Genomic DNA, 17,800 nt, shown 5'->3' with positions numbered 1-17,800 from the left:
GGGCCTGCGCGCGCTGTGCGACGAATTCGGCGCGCTGCTGATTATCGATGAAGTGATGACCGGCTTCCGCGTGGCGCTGGGCGGCGCGCAGGCGCATTACAACGTGCGCCCGGATCTCACCTGCCTCGGCAAGATTATCGGCGGCGGCATGCCGGTAGGCGCTTTCGGCGGACGCCGCGAAGTGATGGACGCGCTGGCGCCGACCGGGCCGGTTTATCAGGCGGGCACCCTGTCCGGCAACCCGATTGCGATGGCGGCTGGTTACGCCTGCCTGACGCAGATCGCCCAGCCGGGCACCCATCAGACGCTGACCGAGCGCACCACGCAGCTGGCGCAGGGTCTGCTGGCGGCGGCGGCGGCGGAAAATATCCCGCTGGTGGTGAATCACGTCGGCGGCATGTTCGGCATTTTCTTCACCGACGCCGACAGCGTGACCTGCTACGCCGACGTGACGAAGTGCGACGTTGAGCGCTTTAAGCACTTCTTCCACCTGATGCTGGAAGAAGGCGTTTACCTTGCGCCATCCGCCTTCGAAGCGGGCTTTATGTCGCTGGCGCATAGCGCCGAGGACATTGACCGCACCGTCGACGCCGCGCGCCGCTGTTTTGCGAAGCTGTAAAAACGAGACGTTAAAAGACCGGCAGAGGCCGGTCTTTTTTTTGCTTGCAGAAAAGTGCTGGCGCGGTAGCCGTCTACAGAAAAGCCTTTTACCGCGAGCGTCTTAGCAGCCAGATAAAGTAAGGCGCGCCGATAAAAGTCGCCATCAGTCCCGCCGGCAGCTGATCCGGAAACGCCAGCATGCGTCCGCACCAGTCGGCCAGCAGCATCAGCCCTGCGCCGAACAGCCCCGCCATCGCCATCTGCGGCAGCGCGCGACGGAAGCCGAGCATGCGCGCGATATGCGGCGCCATCAAACCGACAAAACTCAGCGGCCCGATGGTCAGCGTCGCCGCGGCGGTCAGCGCGGCCGCCAGCAGCATCAGCGCCAGACGCGAGGCGTTAAGCGCCATGCCCGCCGAACGTGCCGTGGCGGAGCCGAGCGGCAGCAGCGTCAGCCATCGGCTGGCGAGCGGTGCCAGCGCGGTCAAAACCAGCGCCAGCATGGCGCTCTGCATCGCAGCCTTTGCGCTGATATTGTAGGTGGAGCCGGAAATCCAGCTCAGCAAGCCGCCCATCCGCGGATCGCCGCTCGCCAGCAGCAGCATCAGCAGCGTGACGAACGCGCTGTTTAGCGCCATGCCCGCCAGCAGCATACGCTCCGGCGAAAAGCCGCCGCGGCTCGCCACCAGCATAATAATCAGCAGCGTTCCCGCCGCACCCAGCGCGCCCGCCGGCAGCAGAAACGCCAGCGCGTCGCCCGGCACGAAAAACAGCATCACCACCACGCCAAACGCCGCGCCGGAGCTGATGCCCAACACTTCCGGGCTGGCCATCGGATTGCCGGTCAGACGCTGGATCAAACAGCCCGCCACGCCGAGCATCAGCCCCACCGCCAGCGCCGCCAGCAGCCGCGGCGCCCGCCACGGCAGCAGCTGATGAAACAGTTCGCCGCTCGACCACAGCCAGCCGTGCGCGTCGCGGCCGAAGGCGAGCGCGATCCACGCCAGTAACCCGAGCAGCGCCAGACCGAGCAGCGACCAGCGCCGCACCCCATGCCGTTCCGCCGGCACCTTATCGCCCATATCGAGCGGGGGCGGCGCCGAGCCGGTGCGCAGGCGCGGCAGCAGCCAGAGCAGCAGCGGCACGCCCGTCAGCGCCGTCAGGGTGCCGGTAGAGACCTCGCGCCAGTGGGCGGTGAGCCACAGCACGCAGGCGTCCGCCAGCCAGAGCAGCAGCGCGCCGATCAGCGGCGCCAGCAGCATGCGGCTCAGCAGCCGACGCGCGCCCAGCAGCTTCGCCAGCAGCGGCGCGAAGAGGCCGATGAAACCGATAATGCCCGCGACGCTCACCAGCTGCGCGCTGAGCAGGATCGCCAGCGCCAGCGTGCCGACGCGGGCCAGCGCCAGCGCCAGTCCAAGATTTTTCGCCACGCCGTCATCCAGCCCCATCAGCGTGAGCGGACGCAGCAGCGCCAGCGCCAGCGCGAAGGCGAGCAGCAGACGCGGCCACAGCAGGCTGACGTTTTCCCAGCCCATCTGGTTGAGCGTGCCGGTGCTCCACAGAAACATCGTCTGCAGCTGGTCGTGATTGAAAATGGCGAAGATCTGGTTCACCGCCCCGCTGTAGAGGCTCAGCACCAGCCCCGAGAGGATCAGCGTGACCGGCGACAGCCGTTTGCCCCAGGCGACGCCGAACACCACCGCCCCCACCGCCAGCGCGCCGATCAGCGCCGCCAGCTGCGTAGTGGCCGCGCCCCCCGGCAGCTGCCACAGCGTGGCGACGGTAATGCCGAGCTGTGCGCCGGAAGAGACGCCCAGCGTGGTCGGCTCCGCCAGCGGATTGCGCAGCGCCTGCTGGAACAGCAGGCCTGCCAGGCCGAGTCCGGCACCAACCAGCAGCGCCAGCCCGAGCCGCGGCAGCAGACTGTAGTGAAATAGCATCTGATCGATGTTGTTAAGATCCGGCGACAGCAGCGCCTGCGTCCACTGCGCCGACGGCAGCGCCGCGCGCAGGTTTATAACGCTCAGCAGCAGCGCCAGCAGGAAGAGCAGGCTCAGCAGCGCGGCGGGGAAATAACGATGGCGCATCAGCGCGTCTCCAGCGCGCGTTCCAGCACGCGAACAAAGTGCAGCGCCGACAGGGTCGCGCCGTAGTACCACACCGCCGGAACCCGCTGAAAGCGTCCGGCACGAACAAACGGCAGCGCCTGCCACAGCGGGCTGCGGCTGAGCTGCGCCATATCGGCGTCGTTAGCGTGATCGAAGCAAATCGCCTCGACGTCGCGCAGATGCGCCAGCCGTTCGATGCCGATCACCGCGCTGCCCCAGAAATTGGTTTCACCCTGCCACGCGTTGGTCAGCCCCAGTTGCTCCATCACTTCCAGAAACAGGCTGTTTTTGCCGAACGCCAGCGCATGCCGGCTGTCCATCAGCGACATCAGCAGCACCGGACGCGCGGCATAGGGCGCCAGACGCTGGCGGGCGGCGGCCAGCTCGCGATCCAGCAGCTGCAGATGCGCCTCCGCTTCGGCTTCGCGGCCGATACGCCTCGCCAGCGCGCGCAGCGAATCGCGCGCAGCGGAGAGCGGTTTGCCGTCGCCGCGGTTGAGGTCGAAGCCCATGATCGGCGCGATGCGCTTGAGTTTTTCCGGCGGCGGGCCGTAGCCGTTCGAGCAGAGGATCAGCGAGGGCTGCAGCTGGGTCATCAGCTCCAGATTAGGTTCGGTGCGCAGCCCGATGTCCAGGGTCTGCGGCGGCAGCGGCGGCTCGCCGACCCAGATGTTGTAGTTGCGCGTATCGGCGACCGCCAGCGGCGCGACGCCGAGCGCCAGCAGCAGTTCGGTCGGCAGCCACTCCAGCGCGACAATACGCTGCTGCTCAGGCGGGGCGGCCCGCAGCGGCAGCGCGCTGAGCCACGGCGTCAGCGCCAGCGCCGCCAGCAGGCGACGACGAGAGATCTCCATGCTCAGGCCCTCAGTAGACAAAGCTGACCGGCGCGCCGCCCTGCGGATGCGGCAGGATGCCCATAGGAATGCCGTAAATCGCGCCCAGCACTTCGGCCTGCATAATACTGTCCGGCGCGCCTTCGGCAATCATCTTGCCATTGCGCAGCGCCACCAGATGGTCGCAGTAGCGCGCCGCCATATTGATATCGTGCAGCACGGCGATCACCGTCAGCCCGCGCTCGCGGCTGAGCCGCTGGATCAGGGCCAGCACCTCAACCTGATGCGCGATATCCAGCGCCGAGGTCGGTTCGTCCAGCAGCAGGCAGCGGCTGTTTTGCGCCACCAGCATCGCCAGCCAGGCGCGCTGACGCTCGCCGCCGGAGAGGCTGTCCACCAGGCGCGCGGCCAGCGGTTTCAGCCCGACTTGCGCGATCGCCTCTTCGACCCGAACGCGATCTTCGTGGCTGAAGCGGCCCAGCGCGCCGTGCCACGGGTAGCGGCCTATCGCCACCAGCTCGCGCACCGTCATGCCTTCGGCGGCGGGCAGCTGCTGCGGCAGGTAGGCGACTTCGCGCGCGAAGGCTTTGCCGTTCCATGCCTCGACCGGCGTCGCGTTGAGCAGCACGCGCCCCTCGCTGGGGCTCTGGTGGCGTCCCAGCATTTTCAGCAAGGTGGATTTGCCGGAGCCGTTATGGCCGATAAGCGCGGTCACTTTGCCCGGCGGAAAGGTTAGCGAGAGCGGATGCAGCAGCGTGCGGCCGGGCACGTGAAAGCTGACATTGTCCAGCGTAAAAGTGGCTGCGTCGTGCGGAGGCTGCATGATCATCCCAGGTTAAACGGGCGCCGCGGCGCCCGGTTGCATCAGAAACGGAAAGTGGCGGTGCCGACAATTTGACGCTCTGCGCCCCAGTAGCAGGCGTAGTCGCGGTAACAGCTGGCGACGTAGTCGCGGTCGAACAGGTTTTTCACGTTGACGCCCACCGACGAGCCAGGCAGACCGAAGCGGCCAAGATCATATTTCAGCATCGCATCCACCGTGGTGTATCCGGCGACGTCGAAGTTCTGGTTGTTTTGCGTGCCGGTGCTGTAAAGCCCTTTGCTTTCGCCGACATAGCGCACGCCTGCGCCGACGGTGACGCCGGAGAGCGCGGTCTCATGGAAGGTGTAGTCCGCCCAGAGCGACGCCATATGCTTCGGCACCTGCACCGGCGTGCGCCCTTTCAGCAGCGTATCGTGGGTATATTCCGCGTCGGTGTAGGTGTAGGCGGCCGTCAGGTCGATATTGGCGTTGACCGCCGCTTTGGCCTCCAGCTCCACGCCGCGCGAACGGATTTCGCCGCTCTGCACGCTGGCGTTTGGATGGTTTTCCGTGTCAGGATCCGCCGTCAGGTTTTTGGTCCTGGTCAGCTGATAGAGCGCGGCGGTTAACGTAATCGGGCGATCTTTCGGCACATACTTCACGCCCGCCTCATACTGTTTTGCGCGCGACGGATCGAAGGCCTGCCCTTCATAAGTCGAACCCGCGTTAGGAATAAAGGCTTCGCTGTAGCTGAAGTAAGGCGCGATGCCGTTGTCGAACAGATAGTTCAGGCCGCCGCGCCAGGTAAAGGCCTGATCATTCTGGCGGCTTAGCGTGCCGTCGAAGCGATCGTACACCGAGGTCATGGCGTAATCGTAGCGGCCGCCCAGCGTCATCACCCAGCGGTTCCACTCCATCTGATCCTGCACATACAGGCCGGTCTGCCGCTGTTTGTTGAGATGCTGATACGGTTTTTCGTATGGGGTGACGCTCTCATCACCATACTGCGGATTAACGGCGTTCAGGCTGCTGGCGTTGCCATACTGCGCATCAATATCGTTGCGCGTGCGCTGGAAATCCACGCCCAGCAGCAGGGTGTGATCCAGCGCGCCGGTGGCGAATGTCGCCTGCGCCTGGGTATCGACGGCGAACTGATTCAGCTTCTCCTGCGACACCGCGGAACCGCGCGTAATCGACTGCGTGGCGGCGTTGAAGCCGTTGCCGTAAATGCTGCGGTAGTCGGTGCGCAGATCGGCGTAGCGCAGGTTCTGGCGCACCGTCCAGGTGTCGTTGAAGCTGTGCTCGACGTTGTAGCCCACCATTTTGGTATCGCGCGAAATTTTGTTGCTCTGCTCGCCTTCGTCAAAATTGGTCGGCAGCCTGTACTCGCTGCCGTCCGCGCGCGTAATCGGCACCACCGTGCCCTGACGCGGCAGCCAGCCGTAATAGCCGGTCTCCGGTTCGTTCTGGAAATAGGTCAGCAGGTCGAAACGGGTGTTCGCGTCCGGGCGCCAGCTAAACGAGGGCGCAATGGTATAGCGCTTCTCTTTGTTCATAGTCTGCTGCGCGTCGGCGCTGCGCGCCAGGCCGGTCAGGCGGTAGCTGTAGACGCCGTCGTCATCCAGCGCGCCGCCGAAATCGAATCCGGTCGAGAAGAGGTTGTCGCTGCCCATCTGAAACTGCACTTCGCGCAGCGTTTCCTGGGTCGGGCGCTTGCTCACCAGCGCCACCACGCCGCCGGGATTGCTCTTGCCGTAGAGCACCGAAACCGGGCCGCGCAGCAGCTCGGCGCGCTCAAGGAAGTAAGGATCGATGGCGAACTCGGAATAGCTGTCGCCCTGCAGCTTCAGGCCGTCAAGATACTGGTTGGTGTTGGTCTCGCTGAAGCCGCGAATCGACAGCGCGTCGATCACCTGCGAACTGCCGCGGTTGCCGGTCAGTACGCCCGGCGTGTAGTTGAATGCCTCTTTTACCGTGGTTATCTGCCGCTTTTCCATCTCTTCGCGCGTGACCACCGACACCGACTGCGGGTTTTTCTCGATCGGGGTGTCGGTTTTGGTGCCGGTGGCGCTCTGTTTCGCGGCGATGGTCGGCGCCGGGCCCCATGCGCTCTCCTGCGCCGCGCCGGAGGCGGCGTCAGCCGAGACCACCAGCGTCTCTTCAGCCAGCGCGGAAGCGCTCGCTGAACCTAAAATCACGGCAATGCTCAAAGCCAGCGGGCGGCGGAAAAAAGCGCCGCGCAGATAACAAGGAAAAGTCGTTCGCGCATTCATAGTAGTGTCTCTTGAATAAAGTAGTCGGCAGGCGAATGGAAACGAGAATGATTATTATGCCGAATGGATTCTAGGCGAAACGCTTTGCTTTCTGCAAGGGATAATCCCGCGCGCAGCGCCGCCTGGCGGCCATTCGCGCAGTATTGATCGGGCACAAAAAAAGGGCGCCGTAGCGCCCTTTTTAACCGACGGTTTAGTTGCCGCCGAACATATCTTTGATCCAGCCCGCGACGCCGTCGCCGTCTTTCTTCTCCGGCTGCTGCTGCGGTTGTTGCTGCATCTGCTGCTGATTTTGCTGCTGGTTCTGCTGCTCCTGCAACTGCTGCTGTTGCTGCTGGAACAGCTGCTGCTGCTGCTGACAGAGCGCGTCGGGATCGAGCGACCATACCGGCAGCGAGCGCCAGGTGCTGCTGCCGTTGCCGCAGACGAAATTGCCTGCGGAATCGACGTTCATCATCGAGACATCTTCCGGCGGCGTCAGCACCAGCGGCATCGGCGCCTGGTTGTCCAGGTAGCGGCGGTAGATCTGCATCGCGCCGCTGGCGCCGTACAGCTTGCTCGGCTGGTTATTGTCGCGGCCCACCCAGGTAATGGCGACCTCTTTGCCGTCGACCCCGGCGAACCAGCTGTCGATCAGGTCATTGGTGGTACCGGTTTTGCCCGCCAGATGCGCTTTCGGATAACGCGCCCCCAGCGCACGCGCCGTACCGTGATCGGCGACCTGCTGCATGGTGTAGAGCGTCAGATAGGCGGCCTGCGCCGGCTCTACGCGCTGCGCCTGCGGGAAGCTCTGATAGAGCACGGTGCCGTCTTCAGCGATCACCGAGCGCACGGCCGACAGCGAGGCGCGGTTGCCGCCGCTGGCGATCGACTGGAACGCCTGCGCCACTTCGATCGGCGTCAGGTTAAGCGCGCCGAGCAGCATCGACGGCACCGGGTTGAGCTGATCTTTCGGCACGCCCAGTTTGGTCCAGGTATCCACGACCGCGTCCAGCCCCAGCGTCATGCCGAGGTTGACCGTCGGCACGTTCATGGAGTTGGTCAGCGCGTCCACCAGCATCACCTTGCCGCTAAAGCGGCGATCGTCGTTCATCGGTTTCCAGACGGTGCCGTTCGGCTGCTTCAGCGCGATCGGTTCGTCGGCGATCCAGCTGTTGAGACGATAGGTGTTCGGCTGGCTGAGCGCGGTCAGATAGGTCGCCGGTTTCGCCAGCGAGCCGATAGATCGACGCGCCTGCAGCGCACGGTTATAGCCGGCAAACTGCGGATCGGCGCCGCCCACCATGGCGCGCACTTCGCCGCTGAAGCGGTCGACCACTACCATCGCGGTTTCCAGATCTTTCAGGCCGCGCTGTTTTTTCAGCGCCGGAATGCCGTCGAGCACCGCTTTTTCCGCCGCATCCTGCGAGACCGGATCGAGCGTGGTGAAGATCTTCACGCCGGAGAGATCTTTTACCTTGTCGCCCAGCTTCGCCTGCAGCTCGTTACGCACCATCTGCATAAAGGCGGGCTGCGGCGTGATGACGCCGCCTTTCGGCTGTACGCCGAGCGGGCGCGCCGAGAGCATGTCGTAGAGCTCCTGGTCGATCACCTTCTGCTGCTGCAGCAGGCGCAGTACGAGATTGCGTCGCTCCAGCGCCAGCTTCGGATTGCGCCACGGGTTATAGAGCGAGGCGCCTTTCACCATGCCCACCAGCATCGCTTGCTGATCGAGGCTCAGCTCGTCGACCGGACGGCCGAAGTAGTAGAGGCTCGCCAGCGGGAAGCCGCGGATCTGGTCGTTGCCCGCCTGGCCGAGATAGACCTCGTTCAGGTAGAGCTCCAGAATGCGATCTTTGCTGTAGCGCGCGTCCATAATTACCGCCATATAGGCTTCGCGCGCTTTACGCCACAGTGACCGCTCGTTGGTCAGGAACAGGTTTTTCACCAGCTGCTGCGTCAGGGTGCTGCCGCCCTGCACCGCTTTCCCGGCCGTGATATTGGCGAGGAAGGCGCGACCGATCGAGTAAGGGCTGATGCCGTCATGCTCGTAGAAATGACGGTCTTCGGTAGCGATCAGCGTATCGACCAGCAGATCCGGGAAGCCGGCGCGCGGCACGAACAGGCGCTGCTCGCCGTTCGGCGACTGCAGCATGGTGATCAGGCGCGGATCGAGACGGAAGAAGCCGAAGTCGCGGCCGGAGTCGAGGTTTTTAATCTCGCCCAGCTCATCGCCGTCGAACACCATCTGCGCGTGCACCTGGCCCTCTTTGCTGTCCGGGAAGTCGAACGGGCGGCGCAGCAGATCGATAGTGTTGCCTTTAACCGAGAACTCGCCGGGACGCGTGATGCGCGACACCTCGCGATACTGCGTGCCTTCCAGCAGCGCGATCATCTCTTTTTTGTTGTAGGCCATGCCAGGTTCCAGGCTGACCATGCGGCCGTAGACGGTCGCGGGCAGCTGCCACACTTTGCCGTCGATGCGAGCGCGGATCTCCGAGTCGAGGTAGACGCCCCAGGCGGCCATAATCACCACAAACACGAGGAACAGCTTGATCAACCAGCCTAACCAGCGGCGCTTCCCGCGCGGCGGACGCTTTCCTTTACTTTTACGCGGCACAGGCGCTTTCTCCTCAACTTCATCGGCAAAATCATCATTTTCAAAATCGTCGTCATCCCTGCGGCGACCCCGGCGCGTAGCATTACGCGGCGGCTTGGGTTGTTTTCCTTTGCGCCCAATGGGTTCGCGATCGTTCCCAGACATTGGTTTCATTCTCCAGGCATTACGTTGGCTGCGCCGATACTCTAGCGGCTTTTACCTTTTCCGCATGGCGGAACCCTCTGAAATCGATCCAGCCGGCTCAACCCTGCGGGGAATATTTTTTGGTGCGCCTTGTGGGCAGCGCGCTGGCCGGATCGTCGGGCCAGGGATGGCGGGGATAGCGCCCTTTCATCTCTTTCTGCACCTCCGGCCAGGCGCCGCGCCAGAAGGCGGCCAGGTCACGGGTAATCTGCAACGGCCGCTGCGCGGGCGACAGCAGCTCCAGCACCAGCGGCACGCGCCCTTCCGCCACGGCGGGATTGCTCGCCTCGCCGTACATCTCCTGAATGCGCACCGCCAGCGCGGGCGGCTTATCGGCATGGTAGCGAATGGGCAGCCGGCTGCCGGTCGGCACAGTGTAATGAGTTGGCAGCGCACTATCCAGCCGCTGGCGTTGCGACCATGTGAGCAAATGTAATAGCGCGCTGACAAGGCTGACCGCCTGCAGCGATTTCAGATCGCGCACCGCGCCCATCTCCGGCAGCAGCCAGCGGTCGAGCGACGCCAGCAGCGATTCGTCGTCGACGGCGGGCCACGGCTCTTCCGGCAGCCACTGAGCCGCGCACTGCAGCCGCACGCGCAGCTGTTGCGCCGCCTCGCTCCAGCCCAGCACGCCCAGGCCTTTTTGCGCCACCCAGCGCAATATTGCGGCGTGCAGCACCTCGGGTTCCGGCCGCGCCATCGGCTGCGCTTTCAGCACCAGCGCGCCGATCTGCTCGCGGCGCAGCGCGCGCAGCGTGCCCTTCTCTTCGTCCCACTCGACTTCGGCGCGCACCTCTACCAGCTCCGGCCGCGCCTGACGCAGCGCGTCGATATCGATCGGCAGCGCCAGCAGCATGCGCGCATCCGGCGCCGCGCTGCCCTGCAGCAAGGCGGGCGCGATCAGCCATTCGTAACGGTTTAGCCCCTCTTGCGCATCGAACATCGCGCCCAGGCCGTTGGCGAGCTGATAGCGGCCGCCGTTGTCGCGGCGCCGTGCCAGTCGGTCGCCGAAGCCCGCCGCCAGCAGCGCGGGAAAGCGATCGTCATCGACGCGCCCGCCGCTGACGCCGAGCCGCGTCTGCCACTGCTTCGCGCGCCGCTGCCACTGCGGCTGCGGGCGATGCAGCGCGTCGCGCAAATCGGGCGATCCGCTGCGCGGCGGATCCTCCAGAATCGCCACCAGCAGTGCCGCGCTGGCGGCCGCGTCAGCCTCTTGTCCGGCGGCGCAGAGCACGGCGGCGAGGCGCGGATCGCCGCCGAGCTGCGCCATGCGGCGTCCCGTCGCGCTCAGCTTGCCGCTTTCGTCCAGCGCGCCAAGCCGGGTAAGCAGCTCGCGCGCCGCGCGCAGGTGTTTTTCCGGCGGCGCGTCGAGCCAGGTCAGCTGATCCGGCTGCTGGCAGCCCCACTGCAGCAGCTCGATCCACAGCGCGGCGAGATCGCTGTGCATAATTTCCGCCTCGCTCTGCGCGGCGGCGCGCGACGCCTGCTCTTCGGGGATCAGATGCAGGCAGATGCCGGGCATCAGACGCCCGGCGCGGCCGGCGCGCTGCGTCATCGACGCCTGACTGACGCGCTGGGTCAGCAGCCGCGTGACGCCGCTGCGCGCGTCGAACTGCGCGGCGCGCTCCAGCGCGCTGTCCACCACCAGTCGGATGCCTTCGATGGTGAGGCTGGTTTCGGCGATATTGGTGGCGAGCACCACTTTGCGGCGGCCGGGTGGCGCGGGCAGGATTGCGCGGCGCTGCGCCGCCAGCGGCAGCGCGCCATAGAGCGGCGTCAAATCGACGTCGTCCGCCACGCGCGACTCCAGCTCGCGCTTCACCCGCTCAATCTCCGCCACTCCGGGCAGAAACAGCAGCAGCGAGCCGCTCTCTTCGCGCAGCAGCTGCGCCGTTTCGCGCGCCACCGCCTCTTCAAAGCGCAGCGTGGCGCTGAGCGAGGCGAAACGGCGCGTCACGGGATAGCTGCGCCCTTCGGAGACGATCAGCGGCGCGTCGGGCAGCAGCGCCGAGAGACGCGCGTTGTCCAGCGTTGCCGACATCAGCAGGATTTTCAGATCGTCCCTTAGCCCTTGCTGCACGTCGAGCAGCAGCGCCAGCGCCAGATCCGCCTGCAGGCTGCGCTCGTGGAATTCGTCGAGGATCACCAGCGACACGCCGCTCAGCTCGGGATCGCGCTGCAGCATGCGCGTCAGGATGCCTTCCGTCACCACTTCCAGTCGGGTGGTCGGCCCGACGCAGTTCTCGCCGCGCATGCGAAAGCCGACGGTGGCGCCGGGCTGCTCGCCGAGCTGCTCCGCCAGGCGCTGCGCCACGTTGCGCGCCGCCAGCCGACGCGGCTCCAGCATAATAATGCGGCCCGGCAGGTTGGCCTGCCGCAGCAGCTGCAGCGGCAGCCAGGTCGATTTGCCCGCGCCGGTCGGGGCCGCCAGCAGAATTTGCGGCGCGGCGTCGAGCGCCTGAAGCAGGTCGGGCAGCACGGCGCTGACCGGTAAATCACTCACGGCAAACTCCCGTTCAGCCTGTGTTAAGATGGCGCGCATTGTAGCACTCATCCGCGAGGATTGCCGGAGACCGCCATGGAGACGCAACGCCTGTTTTTTGGCATCGGGCTGCCTGACGCGCTGCAGCAGCAGCTGGTGCGCTGGCGCGCCGATAGCTTCGCCGACGACGCTGGCCGTCCCATCGTCGCGGCCAATCTGCACCTGACGCTCGCCTTTCTCGGCGAGGTGAAAAGCGAGACCGCGCAGAAGCTGCAACAGCTTGCGGCGCGCATTCAGCAGCCCGCATTCGATATCGATCTTGACGACGCCGGCCACTGGCCGCGTCCAGGCGTGGTGTGGATCGGCTGCCGGCGGCCGCCGCGCGGCCTGCTGCAGCTTGCCGATCTGCTGCGCGCTCAGGCGGCACGCCACGGCTGCGCCCAGAGCGCGCAGCCGTTTCATCCGCACGTCACGCTGCTGCGCGACGCCGCCTCGCGCATCGCGCTGCCGCCGCGCGACTTTCACTGGCGCTTTCGCGTCGATCATTTCTCGCTGTTTTCCTCGCGCTACGCGCGGGGCCGCACGCGCTATCAGGCGCTGGCGAGCTGGCCGCTGACCTGACTCTGGAGCACTATGCTGTTTTCACCGCCGTTAAAGTCCGCTCGACTCGTTGCCCGCTATAAGCGTTTTCTCGCCGACGTGGTGACGCCGGAAGGAGAAACCCTGACGATTCACTGCGCCAATACCGGCGCGATGACCGGCTGCGCCACGCCGGGCGATACGGTGTGGTACTCCACCTCCGACAGCCTGACGCGCAAATATCCGCACAGCTGGGAGTTGACCGAAACGCAGCAGGGCCACTGGATCTGCGTCAATACGCTGCGCGCGAATCAGCTGGTCAAAGAGGCGCTGCTCGCCGCTGCAATGCCGGAATTAGCGGGCTATGAGCGCTGCCAGGCTGAAGTGAAGTATGGCGAGGAAAAGAGCCGAATCGACTTTCTGCTTCAGGCAGGCGACAGACGCAACTGCTATATTGAAGTCAAGTCCGTGACCCTTTTACATCAAGGAAAAGGCTATTTTCCGGATGCGGTGACGGTCCGAGGCCAGAAGCACCTGCGCGAGCTTAGCGCCGTCGCGGCTGCCGGCCATCGGGCTGTTTTGTTGTTTGCGGTTCTGCACTCGGGGATTGAGGACGTCTCCCCCGCGCGTCACATCGATGCACGTTACGCAGACCAACTGGTCCAGGCGCAGCAGGACGGCGTAGAGATTTTGGCGTATCGCGCGGATTTATCACCGGCAGGCCTGTTTCTGAAAAAGCCGGTTGCCGTAACCTTGTAATATCTTTTGCAAATTGTTGTGGTATGAATGTTTAACGCGAAGCGCCAAATACGCTGTTCCTCACAGGCTTGTCAAGGTGTGCTCATCAATAATTGCCAACCTTGACTGCTTCTGTTATTTATAGCGGCCTGTTTTTCCCCGTAGGGGGATCGATGTACCCATTTGCGGCAACGCGGCGAAACCCGCCAGGCAAAATGTAGCCTACTGACTACACTCATCCGCCTGACGCCTAATCGCTGGCGCTGAACCACAAAAGGTATAGTGCGTGTTATCCAGGAGAAACAACATGCAAGAAGGGCAAAACCGTAAAACATCGTCCCTGAGTATTCTCGCCATCGCTGGGGTGGAGCCATACCAGGAGAAGCCGGGCGAAGAGTATATGAACGAAGCCCAGCTGCAACATTTTCGCAAGATTCTGGAAGCCTGGCGCAATCAGCTGCGTGATGAAGTTGACCGTACCGTCTCGCATATGCAGGACGAAGCGGCGAACTTCCCGGATCCGGTTGACCGTGCCGCGCAGGAAGAGGAATTCAGCCTTGAACTGCGTAACCGCGACCGCGAGCGTAAGCTGATCAAGAAGATCGAGAAGACGCTGAAAAAAGTCGAAGACGACGACTTCGGCTACTGCGAGTCCTGCGGCGTGGAGATCGGTATTCGCCGTCTGGAAGCGCGTCCGACCGCCGATCTTTGCATCGACTGCAAGACGCTGGCAGAAATCCGCGAAAAACAGATGGCTGGCTAACGCCACGCCTGCCTCACCGCACTGCGGAAAAGCACGTTGTGTGCCGCTGTGCGGTGACTTTTGAAGCCTGTGTCTACGCATCCCTGCATCGGGCGTTTTGCCCCCTCGCCTTCCGGCGACCTCCACTTCGGCTCGCTGATCGCCGCCCTTGGCAGCTATCTGAGCGCGCGCGCGCAAAACGGCCGCTGGCTGGTGCGCATCGAAGATATCGATCCCCCGCGCGAAGTTCCCGGCGCCGCCACGCGCATTTTGCATCAGCTGGAGCACTACGGCCTGCACTGGGACGGCGACGTCTTGTGGCAGTCGCAGCGTCATGACGCCTATCGCGAGGCGCTGGCCTGGCTGCAGGCGCATCGCCAGAGCTATTACTGCACCTGCACGCGTCGCCGCATCCAGCAAATCGGCGGGTTCTATGACGGTCACTGCCGCGATCGCCATCTGGGACCGGAAAACGCCGCGCTGCGTCTGCGCCAGCACGCGCCGGTTTTTAGCTTCGAGGATCGGCTACGTGGACATTTAGCGGCGGATGCGCGCCTGGCGCAGGAAGATTTTATTATCCATCGCCGCGACGGCCTGTTCGCCTACAACCTTGCGGTGGTGGTCGACGACCATTTCCAGGGCGTAACGGAAATCGTGCGCGGCGCGGATTTGATTGAGCCTACGGTGCGGCAGATCGCTCTTTATCAGCAGTTCGGCTGGCCGCTGCCCGCCTGGCTGCATTTGCCGCTGGCGATCAATCCTGACGGCAATAAACTGTCGAAGCAGAATCATGCCCCATCGCTGCCCGCCGGCGACCCGCGCCCCCTGCTGGTGCAGGCGCTGCGCTTTTTGGGGCAGCCTGTCGCGATGGGATGGGAAGACGAAACGCAGGAGAAACTGCTGGAAAGCGCGGTCTCGCAGTGGAATATCGCTTTGATACCCCGGGAGAACGCCCTCAAACCGGCAGAGCCGACAACACCATTCCTAAATGATTCGCAACAGGCTATGATTAGCCGCTGATTTTATTTACACCACTTTACGTCGCTGTCGAGGTGTCCCATTTTTACCCGAGTTGCTAATTTTTGCCGGAAAGTCCTCATGCGTGATGAGGAGGCGCCTGTCGAGGTTGAAACTGAGCGTCATCAGATGACCATTATCCCTCGTGAGAGCCATAACATCTCGCGCAAAGACATTAGCGAAAATGCCCTCAAGGTACTCTATCGCCTGAACAAAGCAGGCTATGAATCCTATCTGGTGGGCGGTGGCGTTCGCGACCTGCTGCTGGGTAAAAAGCCCAAGGACTTCGATATCACCACCAACGCCACGCCAGAGCAGATGCGCAAGCTGTTCCGCAACTGCCGTCTGGTCGGGCGTCGCTTCCGTCTGGCGCACGTCATGTTCGGCCCAGAAGTGATCGAGGTCGCGACCTTCCGTGGCCATCATCATGCTGAAGAAGATGTCGAAGAGGATCGTAATCAGTCGCAGCGCGCCCAGAGCGGCATGCTGCTGCGCGACAACATTTTCGGCAGTATCGAAGACGATGCGCAGCGCCGCGATCTGACGATCAACAGCCTCTACTATAACGTCGCCGACTTTACCGTACGCGACTATGTCGGCGGCCTGCAGGATCTGCAGCAGGGCATCATTCGCCTGATTGGCGATCCCGAGACGCGCTACCGCGAAGATCCGGTGCGTATGCTGCGCGTGGTGCGTTTCGCCGCCAAGCTCGATATGACCATCGCGGCGGAAACCGCCGAACCGATCCCGCGCCTCGCCACGCTGCTGCGCGATATCCCGCCGGCGCGCCTGTTTGAAGAGTCGCTGAAACTGCTGCAGGCGGGCTACGGTTACAGCACCTATATCAAGCTGCGCGAGTTCCAGCTTTTCCAGCCGTTGTTCCCAACTATTACGCGCAACTTCACCGAAGATGGCGACAGCTATATGGAGCGGATGGTGGCACAGGTGCTGAAAAACACCGACAACCGCATCCACAACGATATGCGCGTCAATCCGGCCTTCCTGTTTGCGGCAATGTTCTGGTACCCGCAGCTCGAAGCGGCGCAGCGCATCGCGCAGGAGAGCGGCCTGACCTATTTCGACGCTTTCGCGATGGCGATGAACGATACGCTGGATGAAGCCTGCCGCGCGCTGGCGATCCCGAAACGCATCACCACGCTGATCCGCGATATCTGGCAGCTGCAGCTGCGCATGTCGCGCCGCCACGGCAAACGCGCCTGGAAGCTGATGGAGCATCCGAAGTTTCGCGCCGCCTACGATCTGCTGGCGCTGCGCGCCGAGGTCGAGAACAACCCGGAATTGATCCGCCTCAGCCACTGGTGGGGCGAATTCCAGGCCGCCGCGCCGACGCAGCAGAAAACCATGCTTAATACGCTGGGCGACGATCCGGCGCCCCGCCGCAAAACGCGCCGTCCGCGCCGCCGCCCTGCCGCGCCGCGCCGCGACAGCCAGAACGCGTCGTGACACGCGTCTACCTGGCGCTCGGCAGCAACCTTGCCGATCCGCTGCAACAGGTCGACGCGGCGCTGCAGGCGCTCGACGCGCTGCCGGAGACGGCGCGCGTCGCTACCTCCTCTTTCTACCGCACGCCCCCTTATGGCCCGCCGGATCAGCCCGATTACCTGAACGCGGCGGTAGCGCTGGAGAGCACTCTCGCGCCGGAAGCGCTGCTGGATCATACCCAGCGTATCGAGCTTGAGCACGGCCGCGTTCGCAAAGCAGAACGCTGGGGGCCGCGCACGCTCGATATCGATATCCTGCTCTTCGGCCAGCAGAGTCTCACCACCCCGCGTCTGATCGTGCCGCACTACGATATGCACAACCGTGCGTTTATGCTGGTGCCGCTGCTGGAGATCGCGCCCGACGCGACGCTGCCGGACGGCCGCCCGCTGCGCGACCTGCTGGCGCGCCTCGACGCCAGCGCCATTCGTCCCTGGCACGGCTGACGCCGCACAGATTGATACGCGAGAGATTTCGCTCTCCTGCGCTATCCAGTACACTGCGCCCATCTGCAATACCTGAGTTGAGAGCGCAATGAAACCCACCACTATTTCTCATCTGCGTCAGTGGAAAGCGAGCGGACGTAAGTTCGCCACCCTGACCGCCTACGATTTCAGCTTTGCCCGCCTGTTCGCCGACGAGGGCATCCAGGTGATGCTGATTGGCGATTCGCTCGGCATGACCGTTCAGGGCCATGAGTCGACGCTGCCGGTCACCGTCGCCGATATCGCCTATCACACCGCCGCCGTACGCCGCGGCGCACCGCAGGCGCTGGTCATGGCCGACCTGCCCTTCATGAGCTACGCCACGCCGCAGCAGACCTTCGACAGCGCCGCGCAGCTGATGCGCGCCGGCGCCAATATGGTGAAGCTGGAGGGCGGCGCATGGCTGGCGGAGACGGTGCGCATGCTGACCGAACGCGCGGTGCCGGTGTGCGGCCATCTCGGCCTGACGCCGCAGTCGGTGAATATCTTCGGCGGCTATAAGGTGCAGGGCCGCGACGAGCCGGCCGCAGAGCGGCTGCTGGCCGACGCGCTGGCGCTGGAAGCCGCGGGCGCGCAGCTAATGGTGCTGGAGTGCGTGCCGGTTTCGCTGGCGCAGCGCATCACCCAGGCGCTGACGATCCCGGTTATCGGCATCGGCGCGGGCAACGTCACCGACGGCCAGATTTTGGTGATGCATGACGCCTTCGGCATTACCGGCGGCCATATCCCGAAATTCGCGAAGAATTTTCTCGCCGAGGCGGGCGACATACGCGCCGCTATCCGTCACTATATCGCCGAAGTCGAAGCGGGAACCTATCCTGCGGCTGAACACAGTTTCCAGTAATTAGGGAGCCTTACC

General features: G+C 64.1%; 14 protein-coding genes. 8 read left to right on the top strand and 6 right to left on the bottom strand.

The genetic code is table 11. The features are described 5' to 3' along the window. On the top strand, positions 1-619 hold a 619-nt coding region (locus tag HA46_RS02035), incomplete at its 5' end, for an aminotransferase class III-fold pyridoxal phosphate-dependent enzyme (RefSeq protein ID WP_143807569.1). 88 nt (positions 620-707) lie between these two features. Here HA46_RS02035 and fhuB read toward each other — a convergent pair. The 6 genes from fhuB to hrpB all read right to left on the bottom strand — a co-directional run bounded on the left by fhuB (position 708) and on the right by hrpB (position 11,940). Beyond that, entirely contained in the window at positions 708-2,687 is a 1,980-nt protein-coding gene (fhuB, locus tag HA46_RS02030; RefSeq protein WP_084882017.1) for a Fe(3+)-hydroxamate ABC transporter permease FhuB, read from the bottom strand. Continuing rightward, the gene (gene fhuD, locus HA46_RS02025; RefSeq protein ID WP_084882016.1) at positions 2,687-3,562 is read right to left on the bottom strand and encodes a Fe(3+)-hydroxamate ABC transporter substrate-binding protein FhuD; all 876 of its coding nucleotides are present in this window, start codon (positions 3,560-3,562) and stop codon (positions 2,687-2,689) included. The genes fhuB and fhuD overlap by 1 nt, the downstream gene beginning before the upstream one ends. Before the next feature lie 10 nt (positions 3,563-3,572). Beyond that, complete coding sequence (gene fhuC, locus HA46_RS02020; protein ID WP_376746370.1) at positions 3,573-4,370, bottom strand: Fe3+-hydroxamate ABC transporter ATP-binding protein FhuC; 798 nt, start codon at positions 4,368-4,370, stop codon at positions 3,573-3,575. 35 nt (positions 4,371-4,405) lie between these two features. Continuing rightward, positions 4,406-6,616: a ferrichrome porin FhuA gene (fhuA, locus tag HA46_RS02015; protein ID WP_084882015.1), complete on the bottom strand. Its 2,211-nt coding sequence runs from the start codon at positions 6,614-6,616 to the stop codon at positions 4,406-4,408. 193 nt (positions 6,617-6,809) lie between these two features. Further along, complete coding sequence (mrcB, locus tag HA46_RS02010) at positions 6,810-9,359, bottom strand: bifunctional glycosyl transferase/transpeptidase (RefSeq protein WP_033793547.1); 2,550 nt, start codon at positions 9,357-9,359, stop codon at positions 6,810-6,812. A 97-nt stretch (positions 9,360-9,456) separates the two neighbouring features. Next, positions 9,457-11,940 (bottom strand): ATP-dependent helicase HrpB, encoded by a 2,484-nt coding sequence (gene hrpB / locus HA46_RS02005; RefSeq protein ID WP_084882014.1) that lies wholly within the window; start codon positions 11,938-11,940, stop codon positions 9,457-9,459. A gap of 36 nt (positions 11,941-11,976) precedes the next feature. On the opposite strand from hrpB, the gene thpR reads away from it, so the two are divergent. The 7 genes from thpR (at position 11,977) to panB (ending at position 17,785) form a co-directional block, all read left to right on the top strand. Next, a complete protein-coding gene (gene thpR, locus HA46_RS02000) occupies positions 11,977-12,501 on the top strand; it encodes an RNA 2',3'-cyclic phosphodiesterase (protein ID WP_084882013.1) in 525 nt (174 codons plus the stop codon). 12 nt (positions 12,502-12,513) lie between these two features. Beyond that, positions 12,514-13,218: a DNA/RNA nuclease SfsA gene (gene sfsA, locus HA46_RS01995; RefSeq protein ID WP_033793543.1), complete on the top strand. Its 705-nt coding sequence runs from the start codon at positions 12,514-12,516 to the stop codon at positions 13,216-13,218. Positions 13,219-13,504: 286 nt separating this feature from the next. Further along, a complete protein-coding gene (gene dksA / locus HA46_RS01990; RefSeq protein ID WP_033749555.1) occupies positions 13,505-13,960 on the top strand; it encodes an RNA polymerase-binding protein DksA in 456 nt (151 codons plus the stop codon). Positions 13,961-14,029: 69 nt separating this feature from the next. Beyond that, a complete protein-coding gene (gene gluQRS, locus HA46_RS01985) occupies positions 14,030-14,959 on the top strand; it encodes a tRNA glutamyl-Q(34) synthetase GluQRS (RefSeq protein WP_084882023.1) in 930 nt (309 codons plus the stop codon). A gap of 39 nt (positions 14,960-14,998) precedes the next feature. Then, positions 14,999-16,420: a polynucleotide adenylyltransferase PcnB gene (gene pcnB, locus HA46_RS01980; protein ID WP_208857386.1), complete on the top strand. Its 1,422-nt coding sequence runs from the start codon at positions 14,999-15,001 to the stop codon at positions 16,418-16,420. Continuing rightward, a complete protein-coding gene (gene folK, locus HA46_RS01975; protein WP_084882012.1) occupies positions 16,417-16,902 on the top strand; it encodes a 2-amino-4-hydroxy-6-hydroxymethyldihydropteridine diphosphokinase in 486 nt (161 codons plus the stop codon). The genes pcnB and folK overlap by 4 nt, the downstream gene beginning before the upstream one ends. A gap of 88 nt (positions 16,903-16,990) precedes the next feature. Then, on the top strand, positions 16,991-17,785 hold the full coding sequence (gene panB / locus HA46_RS01970; RefSeq protein ID WP_033793539.1) for a 3-methyl-2-oxobutanoate hydroxymethyltransferase: 795 nt from the start codon (positions 16,991-16,993) through the stop codon (positions 17,783-17,785). The last annotated feature ends 15 nt before the right edge of the window (positions 17,786-17,800 follow it).

The sequence above is a fragment of the Pantoea septica genome (assembly GCF_002095575.1).
Taxonomy (GTDB): Bacteria; Pseudomonadota; Gammaproteobacteria; order Enterobacterales; family Enterobacteriaceae; genus Pantoea; species Pantoea septica.
The sequence above is the reverse complement of the archived record's forward strand: the minus strand, read 5'-3'. Positions and strand labels throughout refer to the sequence as shown.

Excerpts from the sequence above, each read along its gene's own strand:
- fhuB (WP_084882017.1), bottom strand. The coding sequence starts at position 2,687 with ATGCGCCATCGTTATTTCCCCGCCGCGCTGCTGAGCCTGCTCTTCCTG.
- fhuD (WP_084882016.1), bottom strand. The coding sequence starts at position 3,562 with ATGGAGATCTCTCGTCGTCGCCTGCTGGCGGCGCTGGCGCTGACGCCG.
- fhuC (WP_376746370.1), bottom strand. The coding sequence starts at position 4,370 with ATGATCATGCAGCCTCCGCACGACGCAGCCACTTTTACGCTGGACAAT.
- fhuA (WP_084882015.1), bottom strand. The coding sequence starts at position 6,616 with ATGAATGCGCGAACGACTTTTCCTTGTTATCTGCGCGGCGCTTTTTTC.
- mrcB (WP_033793547.1), bottom strand. The coding sequence starts at position 9,359 with ATGTCTGGGAACGATCGCGAACCCATTGGGCGCAAAGGAAAACAACCC.
- hrpB (WP_084882014.1), bottom strand. The coding sequence starts at position 11,940 with ATGCGCGCCATCTTAACACAGGCTGAACGGGAGTTTGCCGTGAGTGAT.
- thpR (WP_084882013.1), top strand. The coding sequence starts at position 11,977 with ATGGAGACGCAACGCCTGTTTTTTGGCATCGGGCTGCCTGACGCGCTG.
- sfsA (WP_033793543.1), top strand. The coding sequence starts at position 12,514 with ATGCTGTTTTCACCGCCGTTAAAGTCCGCTCGACTCGTTGCCCGCTAT.
- dksA (WP_033749555.1), top strand. The coding sequence starts at position 13,505 with ATGCAAGAAGGGCAAAACCGTAAAACATCGTCCCTGAGTATTCTCGCC.
- panB (WP_033793539.1), top strand. The coding sequence starts at position 16,991 with ATGAAACCCACCACTATTTCTCATCTGCGTCAGTGGAAAGCGAGCGGA.